This is a genomic window from Acidobacteriota bacterium, assembly GCA_035471785.1.
Taxonomy (GTDB): Bacteria; Acidobacteriota; UBA6911; order RPQK01; family DATIPO01; genus JANQFM01.
In genome coordinates, this window is sequence record DATIPQ010000131.1 from 25682 (window position 1) to 45280 (window position 19599).

Annotated in this window: 10 protein-coding genes; 4 read left to right on the plus strand and 6 right to left on the minus strand. The window is 61.4% G+C overall.

Features of this window, described 5'->3' with window-relative positions:
- The first annotated feature begins 66 nt into the window (after positions 1-66).
- From ccsA to VLU25_18425, 4 genes are read left to right on the plus strand one after another with little or no spacing between them, the layout of a single operon-like run.
- Positions 67-879 (plus strand): cytochrome c biogenesis protein CcsA, encoded by an 813-nt coding sequence (ccsA, locus tag VLU25_18410; GenBank protein HSR69907.1) that lies wholly within the window; start codon positions 67-69, stop codon positions 877-879.
- A 29-nt stretch (positions 880-908) separates the two neighbouring features.
- Positions 909-2195 (plus strand): glutamyl-tRNA reductase, encoded by a 1287-nt coding sequence (hemA, locus tag VLU25_18415; GenBank protein HSR69908.1) that lies wholly within the window; start codon positions 909-911, stop codon positions 2193-2195.
- Positions 2192-3130 carry a hydroxymethylbilane synthase gene (hemC, locus tag VLU25_18420; protein HSR69909.1) on the plus strand — a complete coding sequence of 313 codons (939 nt, stop codon included), beginning with the start codon at positions 2192-2194 and terminating at the stop codon, positions 3128-3130. The genes hemA and hemC overlap by 4 nt, the downstream gene beginning before the upstream one ends.
- Complete coding sequence (locus VLU25_18425) at positions 3127-3909, plus strand: uroporphyrinogen-III synthase (protein ID HSR69910.1); 783 nt, start codon at positions 3127-3129, stop codon at positions 3907-3909. Before hemC ends, VLU25_18425 begins: the two co-directional genes overlap by 4 nt.
- 44 nt (positions 3910-3953) lie before the next feature.
- Here the strand turns inward: VLU25_18425 and VLU25_18430 are convergent, their stop codons facing one another.
- The 6 genes from VLU25_18430 to VLU25_18455 form a co-directional block, all read right to left on the minus strand.
- On the minus strand, positions 3954-6449 hold the full coding sequence (locus VLU25_18430; protein HSR69911.1) for an ABC transporter permease: 2496 nt from the start codon (positions 6447-6449) through the stop codon (positions 3954-3956).
- Positions 6450-6754: 305 nt separating this feature from the next.
- Positions 6755-7072, minus strand: coding sequence for an MbtH domain protein (locus VLU25_18435; protein HSR69912.1), 318 nt, complete (start codon positions 7070-7072; stop codon positions 6755-6757).
- A gap of 4 nt (positions 7073-7076) precedes the next feature.
- Entirely contained in the window at positions 7077-7379 is a 303-nt protein-coding gene (locus VLU25_18440) for a hypothetical protein (protein ID HSR69913.1), read from the minus strand.
- A 70-nt stretch (positions 7380-7449) separates the two neighbouring features.
- The gene (locus tag VLU25_18445; protein ID HSR69914.1) at positions 7450-8787 is read right to left on the minus strand and encodes an MFS transporter; all 1338 of its coding nucleotides are present in this window, start codon (positions 8785-8787) and stop codon (positions 7450-7452) included.
- Positions 8787-16328: an amino acid adenylation domain-containing protein gene (locus tag VLU25_18450; protein HSR69915.1), complete on the minus strand. Its 7542-nt coding sequence runs from the start codon at positions 16326-16328 to the stop codon at positions 8787-8789. Before VLU25_18450 ends, VLU25_18445 begins: the two co-directional genes overlap by 1 nt.
- A gap of 9 nt (positions 16329-16337) precedes the next feature.
- A complete protein-coding gene (locus VLU25_18455) occupies positions 16338-19586 on the minus strand; it encodes an amino acid adenylation domain-containing protein (GenBank protein HSR69916.1) in 3249 nt (1082 codons plus the stop codon).
- Positions 19587-19599 lie beyond the last annotated feature (13 nt).

Here is a 19599-nt window from a genome sequence, read left to right on the forward strand (position 1 = left end):
TCTGACCTGCGCCGCGCTCATGCGGGCCGCTCCCTTGCCGGGAGTCGAGGCTATATAATGCGGTTCGTGAGCGGAATTATCTTCAACGCTGCCTTCGCATTCTATGCCGTGGGGCTTTTTCACAGCGTCGTGGCTTACTTTTCCAAGCGCGACCTGTCTTTTCGCATCGCCATCTACGCCGAACTGGTAGCTTTCGTTCTGCACACCGCCTTTCTGGTGGCGATCGGCATCGAGTTGGGCCATTTTCCGCTCACCAATCTGCGTGAAGTGCTGATTTTCTTCGCCTGGACGGTCACGCTCTGCTTCCTGCTCTCGTTCTGGCGCTACCGCTCCCAGATGATCGGGACCTTTTCCCTGCCCCTGGTCACCACGCTGATGCTGGGCACGGCTTGGATCAAGGCCGCCAATCCGGCACCCGAGATGCTGCGGAGTTCCTGGGTCTACCTGCACATTACCTGCCTGATCCTGGCTTACGGGCTGTTTTTCCTGACCTTCATCGCCAGCATCCTCTACCTGGCCCAGCAACGGCGCTTGAAGAGCAAGCGCTTCAATGTTTTTTATGACCGACTTCCCCCCCTTCTGTCGATGGACCGAACCTTCCAACGCTCGCTCATCGCCGGTTTCTGCTTCATGACTTTAGGGCTGTTGGCGGGCGTCATCTGGGCCGAGGAGCAATGGGCCGAGGGATGGTATACCGATCCCAAGGTCATCTCGGCCTTCGTCACCTGGTTGATCTATCTGGGACTGATCTACTTGCGCCTCTCGGCGGGGTGGCGGGGCAAGAAGGCTGCCATGGGAAGCCTGGTGGGATTCCTGTCGGTGCTCTTCACCTTCTTCGGGGCGCGTTTGTTCTTTGAAGGATGGCATACCTTTTACTGAGAACCGCAAGCGAGACGGACTCGTAGCCCATGGACTTGCCGCAAACCAGCGACGATTCTGATCTGATCTTGGTGGGTCTTAGCCACAAGACGGCTCCCATCGAAGTGCGGGAAAAAGTGTCCATTCCGGAGCCTCTGCTGGAGGAGGTGACGGGTCGTCTGCGCCAACAATGCGGCTTGCCCGAGAGCCTCATAATCTCAACCTGCAACCGCGTCGAGGTGGTAGCTCACAGCGATCAGCCTCGGCAATCGGTCCACAGCATCGCAGACTTCCTGCACAGCCATCACGGACTCAAACCCGATTTTCTTGAGCGCTTTCTTTACAGGTTGCAGGGGCCCTCCGCCGTGCGCCATGTTTTCCGCGTCGCCGCCAGCCTCGACTCGCTGGTCATCGGCGAGGCCCAGATCCTGGGACAGATGAAGCAGGCTTACCAGGCGGCCCGCGAACTGGGCAGCCTGGGACGTTTGGAACGGCTTGTGCCGCAGGCCTTCTTCGTGGCCAAGCGGGTGCGCCGGGAAACTCGGGTGGGCATGTCGCCCGTTTCCATCTCCTCGGTGGCCGTGGAGCTGGCGGAGAGCATCTTCGGACGCCTCAAAGGACGCTCGGCCATGCTCATCGGAGCCGGACAAATGGCCGAGTTGGCGGCCCAGAACTTCCGGCGCTCGGGAGTGACTTCTATCCTGGTGGCCAACCGCACCCAGGATACCGCCCAGGACATGGCGGCGCGCCTGGACGGCAAGGCCATTCCCTTCGACGACATTCACCAGCACCTGGTGCACAGCGACGTAGTGCTGGTATCGACGGGGGCGCCCCACTACATCCTCATGCGCAGCCGCATGGAAGAGGTGCTCAAGCAGCGCAAGTACCGTCCTCTCTTTCTCATCGACATCGCCGTGCCCCGCAACATCGACCCCGCCTGCGACGAAGTCGAGAACCTCTTTCTCTACGACATCGACGACCTTCAGCAGGTGGTGGAGGCCAACATGTCGGAGCGGATGGAAAACGCCCGCGAAGCCGAGGAGATCATCGAGCAGGAGGTGGAGAAGTACTTCCGGCGCCGTTCCAGCGAACAAGTCGGTCCCATGGTGCGCGAACTGATCGATACCTTCGAGGACGTGTGCCTGCAAGGATTCTCCTCCCTGGCCAACGGGATGAGCGAGCAGGACCGCCAGCGCCTGGAAAAACACCTGCGCCAAAGCGCTCACCGCCTGGCCCATCCCCTCATCACCGAAATCAAGCGCGTCGCCGCCCACGACCCCGACCGGCTCGACGAAGTGGACCTGATCAGGCGCGCCTTCGACCTGGAAGAGGAATGAAGCAAGTCATTATCGGTTCCAGAGGCAGCCAACTGGCGCTCTGGCAGGCGCGCTGGGTGCGCGGCCGGCTGCAAGAAGCTCACAGCGGACTCGATGTCGAAATCGAGGTCATCAAGACGACCGGCGACCACCTCAGCGAACAGGCTTTGCAGGCGTCAACGGACAGCAAAGGGCTTTTCGTCAAGGAAATCGAAGAGGCGCTGCTGGAAAGGCGCGTTCATCTGGCCGTGCACAGCCTCAAGGACATGCCGACCGAATTGCCCCAGGGGCTGAAGCTGGCCTGCATCCCCCGCCGGGCCGATCCCCGCGATGCGCTGGTGGCCCGGGAGGGACTCGACGATTGGCGCCGCCTGCCGCAAAAGGCCCGCCTCTTCACCAGTTCGCTGCGCCGTCGGGTGCAGTTGCTGTCCCTGCGTCCGGACCTGCGGGTCGAGGACATCCGCGGCAATGTCGACACCCGCCTGCGAAAGATGCGCGAGCAGGGACTGGACGGTCTTATCCTGGCCGCCGCCGGACTCAAGCGGCTCGAACTGGACAGACACATCTCCTACCTGTTTCCGGTGGAAGAAATGGTTCCCGCCGTGGGACAGGGTGCCCTGGCGGTGGAGATCCGCCAAGACGATGGGCGAACGGCCGAACTGCTTCGGCCCCTTCACCACTCCGACACGGCGCACTGCGTCAGGGCGGAACGGGCTTTTCTGCGGCGCATGGGCGGAGGCTGTCAGGTGCCCATGGGCGGCCACGCCCGCATCGCTGGCGACCAAGCTTCCTTCGACTGCTTCCTGGCCAGTCCCTTGGGACGCGAGAAACTCGAGGAGCACCGCCGAGGACGGCCCGGCGACCTCGGGTCCATGGCCTTGGCCGCCGCACAGACTCTTCTCGACGCCGGAGCCGAGGCCATCCTGGCCGAATTTGAAGAGGAGAGAGCCGATTGACGCCCTCCGTTCTCATCACCCAGGGCGAGAGCAAAGCGCGGCGCTTGCGCCAGCCGCTGGAGTCGGTCGGAATCGCTGTCCATGCAATTCCGCTCATCGAGATTAAGGAACTGGAGTGCGCCGAGTTGGAAGCCTCCTTGCGTGAGCTCCCGTCCTTCGACTGGCTGCTCTTCACCAGTTCCAACTCGGTCGCCATCATGGCCGGGCGGGCCCGGCTTCTGGGCAAGTGGCCTCCTCAGCGGGTGAAAGTGGGCGTGGTCGGACCGGGTACGGCCAAAGCCCTGGAAAGGGAGGGCGCCCAGGCCGACTTGATCGCCTCTGATCATCGAGCCGAGGGACTGTTGGCCGGCCTGCAAGCCCGCGAGGGCTCGCTGCGGGGACGCAAGATCCTGCTGCCTCTGGCTCGAATCGCCCGTCCCTGGCTGCGGGAAGCTCTGGAAGAAGCCGGCGCCCGCCTCTCGGCGCCGGCTGTTTACGATACCGTCCCCGCTGAGTCCAACCGCGCCGCCCTCAACGAGCTGCTTCGCAGCAATCCCCCCGACGTCATCGCCCTGGCCTCCTCCTCGGCGGCCGAAAACCTTGTAGCCCTCACCGATTCCCTCCACCTCCTCAAACCCTGCGCCATCGCCGCCATCGGCCCCGTCACCGCCGACACCGCCCGAAACTTAGGCCTGAGCGTCAAGATTCTCCCTGCCGAGTCCTCCTTCCCCGCCCTGGCCGGCGCCATCCGCGACTTCCTGCAGTCTCGCTATCGGTCTTTGGTCAGGAATGACAGATAAAACCTACGGCTGCAGGAGAAATAGAAGAATCAGCGTTTCTAATTCTAGTCAGACTTGAGGGCGATGATCGAGTCAACCTTGGCGGCTCGCCGGCCGGGAAGGTAGCAAGCCAGCAGGGCTACCGTGAGCAACACCAGCAAGACCGCGGCGAAGGTGAGGGGGTCGGTCGATTTGACCCGATAGAGTTGGCCGCTCAGAAGAGGATTGGAGGCCAGCGCGACGATGAGGCCAATACCGATTCCCACCACCACCAGGGACATCCCCTGCCGGATGACCAACTTGAGCAGGTCGCCTCTCTGAGCCCCCAGGGCCTTGCGGATGCCGATCTCATAGGTTCGTCGGGCCACCGAGTAGGCCAGTACGCCGTAGAGTCCGAAAGCGGCCAGCAGCAAAGCGATCACGGCGAAGCCTCCCACCAGGCGAAGCATGAGGCGCCGGGCGGCCAGCGATTCGCTGAGCTTCTGTTCCATGGTGTTGACGTCGGTGACGGCCAGGTTGGGATCCAGCTTGCGGATTTGGCCTCGCACCGCCGCGATCAGGCTCGTGGGATCTCCTTCCGTTCGGATGGCGAAATTCAGGGATCGAAGTTGTCCGCTGGCAGTATCAGCAACCAGAAAGTCAGGGACTTGCAGGAATGGTTGATAGGTGTGTGGACTGGCATCGTCGTGCAAAGGACCTTCCTTGACGTCTTTCACGACGCCGACCACGCTCATCCAGGGCCAGCCCGATTCGGCGACTCCCCACTTGATTCGTTGGCCGATGGGATTCTGCCCTGGCCAAATGCGCTCGGCCAGAGTCTCGCTGACGATGACCACCTTGTCGCTGTCCTGCCGGTCCTGGGGGCCGAAGTAGCGGCCTTGCTTGAGTTCGATGCCCACCGCTTCGAAATAGTCTTGAAGCACCCAACTGTGTGAAGCCAAGGGCGGTGATGAGAGGTTTTCGGCGGCACGCCCTTCCGGCCAGAAGCTCAGGACTTCCGTTCCTTGAAGAGGCAAGTCGTTGGATGCGCCCACCGCTCGTACTCCGGGCAGGTTCTCGATTTTGCCCAGCAGGCGCTGGTAAAAGGCGCGGATCTGATCGGCTTCGGGGTAGGCTTCTGCGGCCAGGGGGACGCTCAGCGTCAGGAGTTGTTGAGGGCGAAAGCCGGGGTCGGTCTCGATCAGATGCGTGAAGCTGCGGATCAGCAGGCCCGCGCCGATGAGCAGGACAAAAGCCAGAGCCACCGTCGAGATCACCAGGGCCTTTTGAGTCCAGTTGCGGCGGCCCCCACCTGGCAGCTGGCTGCTGCTCCGCTCCTTAAGCGATTCGTGCAGGTTGCGGCGGACAGCACCCAGCAGCGGAAACATTGAGAAGAACACGGTGGTGAAGATGCACAAGAGCAGAACGAAGGCCGTTACCGTGGGATCCAGGCCGATTTCCCCGACCCGCGGGAGATCGGAGGACACCAGCAAGGGAAGAACGCGTGAGGCGGCCCAGGCCAGCAAGAGTCCCAGTCCGCCCCCAAGCAACGCCAGCAGCGCGCTTTCGGCTAAAAACATCTTGAACAGGCGCAGGGGACGGGCCCCCAGCGACACGCGCACGGCAAATTCGCGGCTGCGCGACGAAGCGCGGCTCAGGATGAGGTTGCCCACATCGGCGTAGGTGACCAGGAGGACCAGGCCCACGGCGCCTAAGAGGAGCAAAAGCGGCCTGGTCACGCGGCCCACCACTTCCTGGTGGAAAGGCACTACCATGGCTCTCAGTTCGAAAGTGGGTGAATTGCGCAGGGCCGCAGGATACTTCTCATCGAAGATACGGCGAACCAGCTCGTCGGCCCGACTGCTGGCCTGGGTTACCGAGACGCCCTCCTTCAATCGGGCCAAGACGCTCTTGTTGAAGCCGCCGCCCCGATTCTCGAGGTCAGCAGCGGTAAAGGCCATGGGAACCCACAAATCGGCTGGTTGGTTGTTCCAGCGCGGTCCGGCAGGAGGGAAGGAAAAGTTGGCCGGCATCACGCCGACCACGGTGTGAGGCGTACGGTTCAAGGTAATTCTCTGACCCAAGACGCCGCTGTCTCCCGCAAAGCGGCGCTGCCAGAACCCATGGCTCAGGACGAGGACATTGTCTCGTCCCGGCTGTTCCTCGGAGGCGTTGAAGCCCCGCCCCAGGACTGGGGAAGACCCCAGCAGGGGGAAAAGGGAGGGAGAAACTCGCGCCCCAACCACACGTTCCGGTTCCCCCGAGCCGGACAGTTCGAAGCTCTCAGTACGATAAGCCGCCATCGATTCAAACACCTGCTGCTGCTCTCGGAAGTCCAGAAAGTCGGGAGCCGACACCGGTATCTCGTCCATGCCGGCCTGCGGCAGGCTCTGCAAAAGCAGCACAAGACGTTCGGAGTCCGCATAGGGCAAGGGGCGCAGGGCCACCGCGTTGACGACGCCGAAGATGGCCGTGGTTGCTCCTATGCTGAAAGCCAGGCTCAACACCACGATTAATGCGAAGCCCGGGCGTTTGATCAATCCTCGATAGGCGACTCGCACGTCCTGAAGAATCTCGCTCATTTCCTTAAACCTCAGCCTGATTAGGCGCAGATGCTTGAAGGTCAGTGAACACAACCGCCGCCCATCGGATTATCGTAGACGGTCGGATAGCCGACAATCCCTCCGCCGTAGAACCTGCAAGAATGACAAACTCTTCACGTCGTACGGAGTCGTTCGCCAAAAGGTTCAGAAAAAAAGAAAAAGAAGGAAAATTGTTTAATCGAAGGAGGCGGCTGCATTCAGGCACACTGCTCTCCAGCTCCTTCCTCGCCTGGGTTTTCCCCGCCGCTGTTAGGGGGCTCCTCCACTCTTGGGGAGCGCAGACACTAATCGGTGACCACCAGATGTCCAGTGCCTGAAAGCGTCTCAAGCTGGATGTCGGCCCGGCAGCGGACGTCGATATCGTCGAGGTTGAGAAGACCTTCCAGATGAACGGTTCCCTGTCCTTTCTCAAAGTCAGCTTCCAGCTTGCAGCAATCCTGATCGAGTTCGAATTCCAGTTCGGTACCTCCGCGGGTGCCGGTGAACTCGATGTGGACATAGTTGCGGTCCAGGCTTTCTTTGAACTTGCTGACCGAACCTTCCGCGCGACTCGCCGTCACGGGGTGCCTGCCTTCGGCCAGCCGCTTGACCAACTGCGACATCGTACTAATCCTTTCCTTCTCCGTTGTCACCCCTCTCCACGTCGTCCTCAGTCGAAAGATCGGCGGGGATTTCAAAATGGAGTATGTCGCTGCAAAACCGGGTCCATTCAGGGGTGACTTCTTCAAACACGATGTTCTCGTCCTTGAAAATGCCGTCGGTGACGACATAGTTTTCCTGCAAGTAGAGAACGCTGTCGTCGTTCAAGGTCTTGCGGACCTCGACCTCTTCGCCGTCTACCTCCCGTGTCTCCGTGCTGAGGTTGCCTTCGTTGACGCTCCAGCCTTCATATTGTTGAAAGCTTTTCAAGAGATAAGCTTTGCAATACTTGCCCATAGTCGGCATTTATTCCTCCTTGAGTTCGTGAGAAGTGGGATTTTCATAACGCTTTTTCCAGCTTGGAAGTCGATTCCTTGTCGCCCTCGGGCTGCAAGGCCTCCTCCTCTGAGGGGGCCTCGTACTTCACTTCCCCTCCGGCGGAACCCCGGAAGAGAGCGAATGCGAGGAGGCCGGCCACCAGGTAGAGGGCGGCAGCCACATTCAACATCGTGAGGTGGCCTATCAGGTCGGCCAAGAAGCCTCCCGCCGCCATCCCGGTCAACGTCATCAGCGAAGCGGTGGTGCCGAAGGTCCCGAAAATGCGGCCGCGATAGGCGTCCGGCGTGCTCCTCTGCAATTGGGTGTAGCCTCCCGACAGCCATGCCACCGCAGTGATTCCGGCCAGCGTGACCAGCACCAGCACTAACCACAGCGAGCGGCTGTTGACAACCGCCAGAAAGAACAGGCCCGAGCCCGTCAACCCCAGCGAGAAAACCCTGGAAGCCTTAAGTTTTTTGCCGAACTGGCCTACGACCAAGCCGCCGATCAGTCCTCCCAATCCCCGTGCGGTCAATGCCCATCCGAATTCAAGAGAACCCGCCTTGAGGGTGTCGCTGATGAAGACGACAAACAACACGGTCAGGATATTGTCGCCCAGAAGGGCGATGGTCTGGACCAGGAAGACGCTGGCCAAGGGGCCTCTCCGCGCCACCATCTTCAATCCCTCCACCCAGTCGCGCCACACCTTGACCCAGGCCGCTGACCGGCTCTTGGCAACGGCTTGGGCCGGTTCCGCCGCAGTTTCTTCCTCCGCTTCCTGCCGTTTGCTCTTGGTGTCGAGCCGGATAAGGCCGATCAGGGCGGCCGAGAGGAGAAAGGAAAACGCATCGATCAACACGACTCCGACCAGCCCGGTCATGGCCAGCAGCGCACCGCCCAGCGAAGGGCCGATCAGGCGGGCGAAGTTGTCGTTGAGGTGCCCTAGGGAATTGGCGCCGATGAGATCGTCTTCTTTGACCAGTGCCGGAATAATGGCCGAATAGGCCGGACTGGCGAAAAGAGAAACAATGGCGCCTGCAAAGGCCACTGCGTAGATGATCCAGACGTACTCGGCTGAGGTCACCAACAGCAATGGCAGCAGAATCAGGGCCCGGGCGATGGCGGAGATGATCATGGTTCGCTTGCGGTCCCATCGATCTACGAAGACTCCCGCCAAAGACCCGAAAAGAAGGGTGGGCAACGCTTGGGCGACGAACATCGATCCTGTCGCCAGCGCCGAACCGGTTATCTCGTAAATGAAAAAAGGCAAAGCAGCTATTCGCACCCAGTCGCCGATCCCCGAGATAAGGTCACCGAACCAGAACAAACCGTAGTTTCGTTGAGTCAGTAATGAGAACATCAGTCCGATTTCCAATCCTTCGGGAGGTTCGAGTTTGTGTCTGCGGTAGGGTTGGCGATTGCGGGCGCCGACTGCTGGACGGCCGCGCTGACGGCTTGCGCCAGTGCGCGAACATGGGGTTCCACCATCATGCTGCTGTGTCCGCCCGGCACTTCCACCACATCCAGCGGATGAGGCGTGAGAGATGCCCAGCCAAGGTACAATTCGGGATCGCCGATGGCCGGGTGAGGATTCATTTCATACATCCATTTCTCTTCCTCTTCGGCCCGAAAGAGGGTGATCCGGCCCGCATAGGGTCCGGCTCTGTAGTGGCGGAGCGCTTCCACGGAGGCATGGTGGACCCTGAGGATGCGTCGGGTCTGCTCCAGGCCGATGGGAGGAACGGCCTCGGCCTCTTCGAGCCGTTTAAGCGCATAGTCGATTTGCTCCTGGGGCGCGACCGACCGAAGCTCCTCGACGGGGAGAGAGAAGTTTTTGCCGTAAAGGCCGGCGGCGGTGGCCGCCAAATCGCTGAGGAGAACGGCTTCGTCCGGAGCCGCCCGGTCCAGAATGGGCGCTCCCCGGAAGACGGGCGACCAAGTGTCGATCAGTCCCAGAAAGGCCACCTCGCGGCCTCGCTGCATCAGGCGCCTGGCCATCTCGTAGGCCACGAAACCCCCGAAGGACTGACCCGCCAGGAAGTAGGGCGGGCAATCCTGCACCGAGAGGACTTCCTTCAAATAGCTCCCGGCCATTTCTTCGACCCGTCTCAGCGGCTCTCGGTCGCCCTTGAGGCCGAGGGCCTGAATTCCGTAGAAAGGCAGATCCTTGTCCAGGTGTGCGACCAGTTCGCTGAGGCCGACGACGTTGCCTCCCGCGGGATGAACGCAAAAGAGGGGAGGCCGCGAGCCGCCGGGCTTGATGGGCACCAACGAGGACCAGCCACCTGACCGGTGACGGCGAAGCTGTTGGGCCAACTCGCGGATGGTGGCGCCGCCGAAGAGAGCCGAGAGAGGGAGATCCTTCCCGAACTGCTCCTGAATCTTGGTCATCAGGCGCACGGCCAGAAAGGAATCGCCTCCCAGGTCGAAGAAGTTGTCCTGGCCGTCGAGCGGGCGCAAGTCGAAGACCTCTTCCCACAATTGCCTTAACCGCAGCTCGAAAACATCGCCCCCCCCTTTCAGTTCGCCTTCGACGCTGTAACGCCGCCGCCAACTGCGGGAACGTTCTGGATCGGGAAGAAGGTCCGCCTTGACTTGTCCCTGGGAGGTCTTGGGCAATTGCGGCAAGAGCACGAAATCGGAGGGCAGCATTGCCGGCCCCAGGCGCTTCTCCAGCGAGCGGCGCAGTTGCCGAATGGAACAGGTTTCTCCTTTCCTCTCCGTCAGGTAAGCTACCAGCCGCTTGCGGCCCGACGCTGTTTTCCGCACAACGACGAAAGCCTCGTTCAGGGCGGGATGCTTTCGCATCTCGGCCTCGATCTGGTCTTTGTCGAGCGGGAACCCTCGCCAACGGGGCCGCTCTTGCACCGGGATCCTGTCCGGCGGCTTTGGCGAAAAGGGCGGCAAGGCGCCCAGGGACTGCACGGGGTCGGCGAGGAAGGCCTCAAGCAAGCTCTTGAGATGCTGAAGAAGGATGTCGGCGGCGCGGCCGCTGAAACGTTCGCGCTGATAAAGCAGCCTCAAGGGGAGCCGCTCGGCAGGCTCGATCAGCAGGGTGAGCGGACGACCGGTCTGGGTCCCCAGGTGATGGGTCTGCTGGAACTGAATCGGATCTTGGGCGCCGGCCCGCGTTGCTTCCCGTGGATAGTTTTCGTAGACGATGATGCTCTCGAAGAGCGCGTCCTGGGGGGATATGCCGCTCCATTCCAAGATCTGGGATTGGGACACATACTCGAAGCGGCGGCTTTCAAGCAATTGTTCCTGAAGCTCTCTCAACCAGTCGAGAAGCTCAGACTCGGGCACCAGTTTGACCCGCACCGGTATGTTGTTGATGAAGAGGCCGAGCATGCTCTCGACCCCCCGCAGGTCGGCGGGACGTCCCGACACGGTCAGCCCGAAAACGACGTCATCTCTCTGGCTGCTTTGGGCGAGCAAGACGGCCCAAGCGCCCTGAATGAGTGTGTTCAAGGTCAGGCCCAGGTCGCCAGCCAGGGACCTTATCCGGGAAGTGAAGCGCCGCGATAGGTCGATCCGGCCAATCCCGATTGGGCGCCTCCTGTCGCCGGAAGCCGGAAACTGGTCGGTCCACAGCGGCGTGGGTTCCGGGTACTCCCTTAATAGGCTGCGCCAGTAGCTCTCGGCCTGCTGAAGGTCCTGTCGGCCCATCCAGGCGATGTATTCAGCGAAGGGGCGCGCTGGCTGCGAGCGAGTCTCTCGGCCCTGCCGGCTGGCCTCATAGTGGCTGGAAACCTCATCGAGAATGAGAGATTGACACCACCCATCGAGAATGATGTGGTGGAAGCTCCACACCAGGGCATGAAGACGGGACGGCATCTTCACCAGGACAAAGTGCATCAAGGGGGGGGCATCCAGGCGGAATCCGCGGCGGCGCTCCTCCTCCAGCAGCGTTTCCAGGCCTTCCCTCGCTGCTTGCTCCTCCATGGGGCTCCAGTCGCGCTCCTTCCAGTCAAAATCGACTCTTTCATGCACTGCCTGCAACGGCTCCTCTGCATGGTCCCAAAAGAAAGAGGTACGCAGGACGGCGTGGCGTTCGATCAAGGCCGCCCAGGCCTTCTTGAAGTGATGGGGGTCGAGTTCCTCGAATTGCCAGCAGTACTGAACCACTGGCAAGTCTGAGTGGGGAAGAGCCAGGGTGTGCCACAACATTTCCTTCTGCATCGGCGACAGCGGGTAGAGGTCGTGGATGGGGCCTCTACCTGCCATCAGGCGTTCCATCGCCGAGGGCTCGATCCGGGCCAGCGGAAAAGCCCCTGTTTGGGGACCTGCAGGCCGTCCGGCAACTTGAGAGAGCAAACGACTCAAGGTTGTCATGAAGCGGTCGGCCAGGACAGCGACGGTGGCCCGCCGATGCTGCTTGCTGCTGTAACCCCAGTGCAGCGTCAGCTTGCCTTCGATGATCAGGCTGTTGATCTCGAGCAAAAAGGGCCGCTTGCCGCGGGGGCTGTGAAAGGGAGCGATGGACTCGGGGGCGGGACGAAAGAGGGCGGAGCTGGAAAAGCTTTGATCAAACTGGCCCAGGTAATTGAAGCTGACCTGGGGCGTGGGAAAAGAGCGGAGCCTGTCGCGCACTTGGGCATCGGGATGGAGATAACGAAGAATTCCATAGCCGATTCCACGGTTGGGAACCTCTGCGAGGAGCGATTGCATCTCCTCCAGCTCACGTGTCAGGTCACCGCAGCCGCTCAAATCGATTCTCAGCGGAAAGATGGAAGTAAACCAGCCCACGGTGCGCACCAAGTCGACCTGCTCGAGAATCTCTTCCCGGCCGTGCCCTTCCATCGCCACAAGCAGGGTCGAACCGCTGATCCACGGGCGTAAAGCCTGATAGAGAGCGGTCAAGAGCAGGGCGTTGATCTCCGCACCCGAGGGAGAGGCGATTTGCAGCAGCCGACGTGTAGCCTCAACCTCAAGTGACACGGAACAGGCGCGCTCGTCGGCGCGCCTGTTTTCCTCTTTCGGGAAATCCAGGGGAAGCCTGCCGACGGGACCATCCAGGTGCTCCCTCCAGAAGTCGAGATCTTTTTTCAGGCGCTTTCGCCCTGCCAAGTCGGCCAGACCGGCGCACCATTCCTGAAAGGAGGTGGTCTTGCGTCCCAACTCGATTCCGCTGCCCGCTTCCAGTTGGCGATAGCCCTTCTCGAGGTCTTCCAGCAAGACGCGCCACGATACGCCGTCGACCGCCCAGTGATGAATAACGATCAGCAGACGGTTACGGGAGGCGCCATTCCACTCAAACAAGGCCGCCCTCACCAGCAGCCCCCTGGCTGGGTCAAGGCCGGTTTGGAGTTGTGCGGCGCATGTCTGCAATGCCGAAAGGGAGGCGGCCGACGGAAGGTCCTGGAGATCGATTCGAATCAAGGATGCTGTTGTTACGGGCCCTATCGATTGCTCCCACTCTCCCTGGCGGAGGCGGAGGCGCAGACGTAAGGCGTCGTGATGGGCCATGATGGCATTGAGGGCGCCCTGCAGCTTTGCGGGGCAGAGGCCGCGGGAAACCTTGAGCAGCATGGCTTGGTTGAAATGATGAAAGTCGACCGGCTCCTGCTCTAAGAACCAGCGCTGAACGGGATTCATTTCCACACAACCGGTCACCGGCCCTTGTTGGCTTCGAACGGGCGCGGTCACCGAAGGCTGGGCCAGCAGTCCGGCTATGGTGGGATGACGGAAAATCTGGTTGGGAGTGATTCGGAATCCGGCTTCGCCCGCCTGGGCCGCCAGTTGGATGGCGACGATCGAATCGCCTCCCAGTTGATAAAAGCTGTCGTTGATGCCGACTTTCTCGAGGGCCAGCGTCCTGCGCCATACTTCGGCCAGAGCTTTTTCCTCCTCGCTGGTCGGCTCCACGAAGGTCTGCCCGATCCGGGGTCTGGAGAGATCGGGTTGGGGCAACGCCTCGTGGTCGACTTTTCCGTTGGCGTTCAAGGGAAGGCTCTCCAGCCTGACGAAGGCCGCGGGAATCATGTAGGAAGGCAGCTCCCGGCTCAGCCCGTCCCGCAGTTCGCCGTCGCTGGGCGCCTTTTCTCCCTTGACCGCAAAGTAAGCCACCAGGCATCGGTCGCCGCTTTGGCGCCTGGGAGCGGTCACGCACACTTCAGCGATCTGAGGATGTCGCCCCAAAGCGATTTCAATTTCGGGCAGCTCGATTCTGAAGCCCCGTATTTTGACCTGGTGATCGCGGCGTCCCAGGAACTCGATGCTGCCGTCTTCCTGGAAGCGGGCCAGATCTCCCGTCCGGTACATGCGTCCTCCGGGTGTCGGGGAAAAAGGATCGGGAATGAAGCGCTCGGCCGTCAGCGAGGGTCTCTTCCAGTAGCCGCGCGCTAATCCCTGGCCGGCGATGAAGAGTCCGCCCGCCAGGCCTGCCGGCAGCGGCTCCAGATTCTCGTCCAGCAGGTAGATGCGGGTGTTGGCAAGCGGCTTGCCGATCGGTACCGTAAGCGACCTCGGCGGAACGTCCTTAACCAGGTGCCAGCTAGCGTAGGTCGTGCTCTCAGTGGGCCCGTAGACGTGAAGGAGCCGCCGCGGAGGGCCGTTTCTCAGAATGTTCCGCACCCGCTCGGGATCGACTGCTTCCCCCCCGAAGAGGAGATGCTTGAGGCTCCCGAACCCGCCGGGCAAAACCGTGGACATCTGATTAAACAAAGCGGTCGTAAGAAAAAGGATCCCGATTTGGTGGCGGGCGATTGAAGATGACAATTGCTGGGGAGAGAGGGTCACTTCCCTTTGCAAGCCGACCAGCCGGGCTCCCGCGAGAAGAGCGCCCCAAATCTCGAAAGTAGCGGCGTCGAAGGACGAGTTGGAGGCCTGGGCCAGGATGTCCCCCGCCTCAAGCCCTATGTAGTTTGTATTGAGCACCAGCCGCACGACCGCTTGGTGGGGGATGCCGATTCCTTTTGGGCGGCCGGTCGATCCCGAGGTGTACATGATGTAGGCCAGCCGGCTTGAAGGGATGACCGCCGACAGGTCTTGCGGGGAGTACCGAGAAATCTCTTCCCAGTCCCGCTCGAGACAGACTGTCCGAGCCGAATGCTCGGGCAGGGATCGGCCGATTCGCGAGTTGGTCAGCAACACCTTTGCTGCGCCGTCCTTGAGCATGAAGGACAGCCTTTCGGGAGGATAATCGGGATCGAGGGGCAGATAGGCTCCTCCCGCCTTGAGAATGGCCAGAAAGCAGACGATCAGTTGCGGAGAGCGGTTCATGTAGACGGCCACTGGACACTCGTCATCGACCCCCAGCGTCGTCATGTGCCGGGCCAACTTGTTGGCTTGCCGATTCAATTCGCCGTAACTGAGTTGGCAGCCCTGAAAAGAGAGGGCCACGGCCTGGGGACGCTGGGCCGCCTGAGCTTCAAAAAGGGCGCAGATCGATTGGCGATGGGGAAAACTGGTGCTGGTTTGGTTCCAGGTTTCGACGGCCTGCCGCCGTTCCTCGGCCCGCAGCAGGCGCAAACGGGAGAGGCGACGGTCGGGATGGGAGGCCGCCTGCTGGGCGAGAAAGCGAAAATGCCGCAGCATGCGCGCCGCCGTAGAGGCTTTGAAGAGGTCGGAATCGTACTCCAGGCAGCCCTCCAAGGTCTCGCCGTCGTCAACCATCTCCAAGGTGAGGTCGAACTTGGCGGTTTTGGTCTCCAATTGCAGCGGCCCGAGAGCGAGATGGGGTATTTCGATCTCCGAGGTCTCGAAGTTCTGGAGGACGAAGGCGACCTGAAAGAGCGGATGCCGGCTGGGATCGCGGGCCACCCCGATTTCCTCGACCAGGCTCTCGAAGGGCAGATCGGGGTGGCGATAGGCTGCCGTGGTAACTTCGCGGACGCGCGAGAGCAGAGTGCGGAAGCTTGGATCGCCGCTCAAGTCGGTCCTGAGAGCCAAGGTATTGGCGAAAAACCCGATGAGGTCTTTCAATTCGCGGCGGTCCCGGTTGGCTATGGGAGTTCCGACGATGATATCGGTTTGGCCGCTGTAGCGCAGCAGCAGCACCTTCCAAAGGGCCAGCAAGGTCATGAACAAGGTGACCTTCTCGTCCCGGCTCAAGCGGCGCAGAAGGCGGCTGGTGTCTGCCGCCAGGCGCGTCGTCTCTCGCCCGCCCCGATGGAACATCCGGGGAGGCCGAGAGAAATCAATGGGTAATTCCAGTTCGGGCAAAGGGGCTGACAAGTGACGTTTCCAGTAGTCTTTCTGCCGCTGCAGTTCCTGCCCCCTCAGGTGTTCTCGTTGCCATCGGGCAAAGTCGGAGTACTGAATCGGCAACTCGGGCAACGGGGGGGACTCCTGGGCCGAATTGAGCCTGTAGGCCTGAGTCAACTCCCTCAGCAGCACATCCACCGACCACCCGTCCATGACGATGTGGTGCGCGTTTAAGAGCAAGGCGTGACGCTCATCACTGAAGCGCACCAGCGCGGCGCGAAAAAGCGGACCCCGCTCCAGGTCGAAGGGGACGCGGGCGATGGAATGAAGCACTGACCGGCCGTATCTCCGGCCTTGCGGCTCCGGCAATCGGCTGAGATCGATCAGCGAGAGACCGCTGCCCGCGGCTTGCTCCGGCACAACCAAATGGGGCCGGCCGTCCAAGGACCTGATGACCGAGCGCAGGATCTGGTGACGGCGCAGGATGAGCGCTAGGCAGCGCCCCAGCGTCCGGACCCGCAGCGGGCCGTCGATCGTCATGGCGACGGGAACGTTATAGGAGGCGTCCCGGTCTTCTACTTGGCTGACCAACCAGAGCCGGTGTTGGGCCGGCGAGAGTTGAGCAGGTCCCTCTTGCGAGCGCCGCGGAATTTCGGCCGAATGCGAAGGGGAAAGGCCTTCTTTTTGAAGCAAAGCCTTGACTAGGTCGCGCTTTTTCGACGACAACTGCAATCGTTTCCTGGCCCGGGTACTCATTGTTCTTTCTCAGTGAAGCGTTTCCTGCTTCAGTTGCTCCTCGGCTTCGTCTTCGGACAGTTCCTCCACGCTCAGCAGCAACTCGGCCACCTTCAGCAGGCCGGCGCCTTGCGGGCTGGCCAGCAGCTCTTGCTCCAGACTCCGGATGGTGGGCGTTTCGAAGAGCTGGGCGGGCCGGGGCTGCACTCCCAGGATTTCTTGCATCCTGAAGACGATTCTTGTGGCCAGGAGCGAGTGTCCGCCCAACTCGACGAAGTCGTCGTCAATTCCGACCTGGGCTTCTTGACCGAGAACCTCGGCCCAGATTTCGGCCAGTACCTCTTGGAGAGGGTTTTCGGGAGGACGGAAGTCGCTCAAGTGGCAAGGGCGCTCGCCTGCGGGATCGGGTAACGCATGGCGGTCGAGCTTTCCATTGGGAGTCATGGGAAAGGCGGGCATGTCGACAATGGCGGCCGGCATCATATAGTCGGGCAGCCTCTGCCTGAGAAAGCCGCTGACCTGCTGGGCGGGAAAGCCCTCTGACCCCGAGGATCGGGGAACGACATAGGCTACCAGGCGAAGTTCATCCTGGTCGTCCCCAAGAGGTCGCGTTACCACCAGGCTCTCGCGGACGGCGGGGTGTGACTTCAACACCTGGGCGATCTCCTCGAGTTCGATGCGAAACCCTCGGATTTTCACTTGATGGTCGAGGCGTCCGAGAAAAGCCAGACTCCCGTCCCCGCGGTGGCTAGCCAGGTCTCCGGTGCGATAAAGTCGGCTGCCGCTGCAAGCGCCGAAGGGATCGGGAATGAAGCGTTCGGCCGTGAGGGCGGGCTTGTTTCGATATCCCCTGGCGAGTCCGGTTCCGCCGATGTAGAGCTCTCCCGGCACCCCCAAGGGAACGGGCCGCAGGTGCCGGTCGAGCAGGTAGATTTGAGTATGGTCGACCGGCTGGGCAATAGGGGCGCTTGCCTCATCGAAGGGCTGTGTGCGGCAGGCCGCCGACCACACGGTGGTCTCGGTGGGTCCGTAGAGGTTCCAGAGTTGCCCGCAGCGGTCCAGGAGCCGGGTAGCCAGGTCTCTGGGCAAAGCCTCGCCTCCGCTTAGGATCTTTAATCGGTTATGTCCTTTCCACCCCGATTCAAGAAGCAGCCGCCAGTGGCTCGGGGTCGCTTGCATCATTGAGATTCCAGAGAGATCCATCCTCCTGGCCAGGAGCTGGGCATCGGTTGCTTCGGCCTCTCCGGCAACCACCAAGCGCGCTCCCTTGAGAAGAGGCAGCAACAACTCAAGAACAGAAATATCGAAGGCCAGAGTGGTTACCGCTAAGAGAATGTCCTCTTCTTCGATCCCGGGTTGGCAAAGCATCGAGAGCAGAAAGTTGGCCACGGAACGGTGAGTGACCTCGACGCCCTTGGGTCGGCCGGTGGAACCCGAGGTATAGGTGATGTAGGCCAGCAGCTCTTTATCGCCGCCCGCGAGCGAGAATGAAGAGGCGCCAGGTTGCTGATGCCATCCCTCTTGCAGCGTGAGCTGAGGAACCTGGGAGTCTGGACACCGATCCGCCAGAGAGGGTTGGGTGATGAGCAGGGAAGCTCCTGAATCTTCCAACATGTGTGCAAGTCTGCGGGGCGGATAACTCGGATCGAGGGGAAGGTAGCAGCCGCCGGCTTTCAAGACCGCCAGGACGCCGACCAGCAACAGGCTCGATCGCTCCAGGTAAAGTGCGACGGGGGAATCCGGGCCTAGGCCCAGTTGGCGAAGACGCGCCGCCAAGACGTCGGAAAGGCGGCTGAGCTTAGCGTAAGTCATTTGAGTGTCGCTGGATACGACAGCTATCGCGTCTGGAGTGCGCGAGCACTGGGCCTCTACCATTTCATGGATGGATTGCTCGTCCCTTTGTGGCAAGGGGCCGCTGCAGCGGCGCAGCAGTGCCTCTTCATCCTCGGGGGAGAACATGGGCAGCCGCGTGACGCGACCCTCGGGCCGCTCTTGAAACGCCTTGAGGAGACGGTTCAGGTGATCGAGCATGCCCTCGACCATCGGACGCTCGAAGCGACTCGCGTCGAAAGCGATCTTGAAAAGCAATTCCCTCTCGGGTTCTACCGCCAGGACCAAAGGATCGTTGAGCCGTTCCCGCGTGCGCAGGTGTTGCACCTCAAGCCGGGATGATCCGCCGCCATCGCCGGGAGAGGAGAAGGGATAGTTCTCGAAGACGATCAAGCTCTCGAACAGAGGCTGGGCCGAACTGACTTGGCTCCAGGCCTGTATCTCGCTGAGGGCGGCGTAGTCGAACTGCCGCGCCTCGATCTGGGCCGACTGCAACCGGGCGAGCCAGGCAGCCAAGCGGTCCTCGGTGCCGACCGCTACCCGTATGGGAATGGTATTGATGAACAGGCCCACCATCTGCTCAATGCCATCCAGCCCGGATGGCCGGCCCGAGACGGTGGCTCCGAAGAGGATGTCGTCGTCTCCTGAGTAGCGGCTCAAGAGCAGCGCCCAAGCGCCCTGGATCAAGGTGTTTAAAGTAAGACGGTGTTTCTTGGCGAAGGAGCGCAGACCGGAGCTGTCGCCCGCTGACCAGCGACTCCGGCATTCCGATGAAGTCAGCGCCTGCCTCCCTCCAGCCTCTTTTCCCGCCTGGGAGGCAATGCGAGTGGGCTCGCTGAAACCCGCTAGCGTCCGGGTCCAGAACTCCTGAGCCTGATTCTGATCCTGATTCTGCAACCATAGGATGTAGTCCCGGAATGGCCGTGGGGGCGCCAGTCGGGGCGTTTGACCTTCTTCCAGCGCCTGATAGATATGGAAGACTTCGCCCAAGACAGTCGCAACCGACCATCCGTCCAGCAGCAGGTGGTGAAAACTCCAGATCAGGTAGTGCAAATTCGGCCTCGCCTGGATGAGGTAGAGTCGCATCAGCGGCGCCCGCGAGAAGTCGAGAGGCAGCGACGCATCCTCTTCAAGAAGCTGATCCAAACGCACTCGGCGATGCTCTTCCGGGTCAGCCCTCCAGTCCTTGACCGCCCAAGGCGTCTCCACTTCTTTGCGAACCACCTGCATGGGCTGGTCGATGCCCTTCCAGTGAATGGTGGTGCGCAGCGCGGAGTGCCGTTGCATTACCTGGCCCCAGGCCCGGTGCAGAAGGTGGGGGTCGAGAGGTCCCCGCAGGATGAAACTGAACTGTTCCCAGTAGAGCCCGGACTCGGGCCGCGAGAGGCAGTGAAAGAGCATCCCCTGCTGCAGAGGCGAGAGTTGGTAGATGTCTTCCAGGTTCTTCATCTGCTACTTCCGT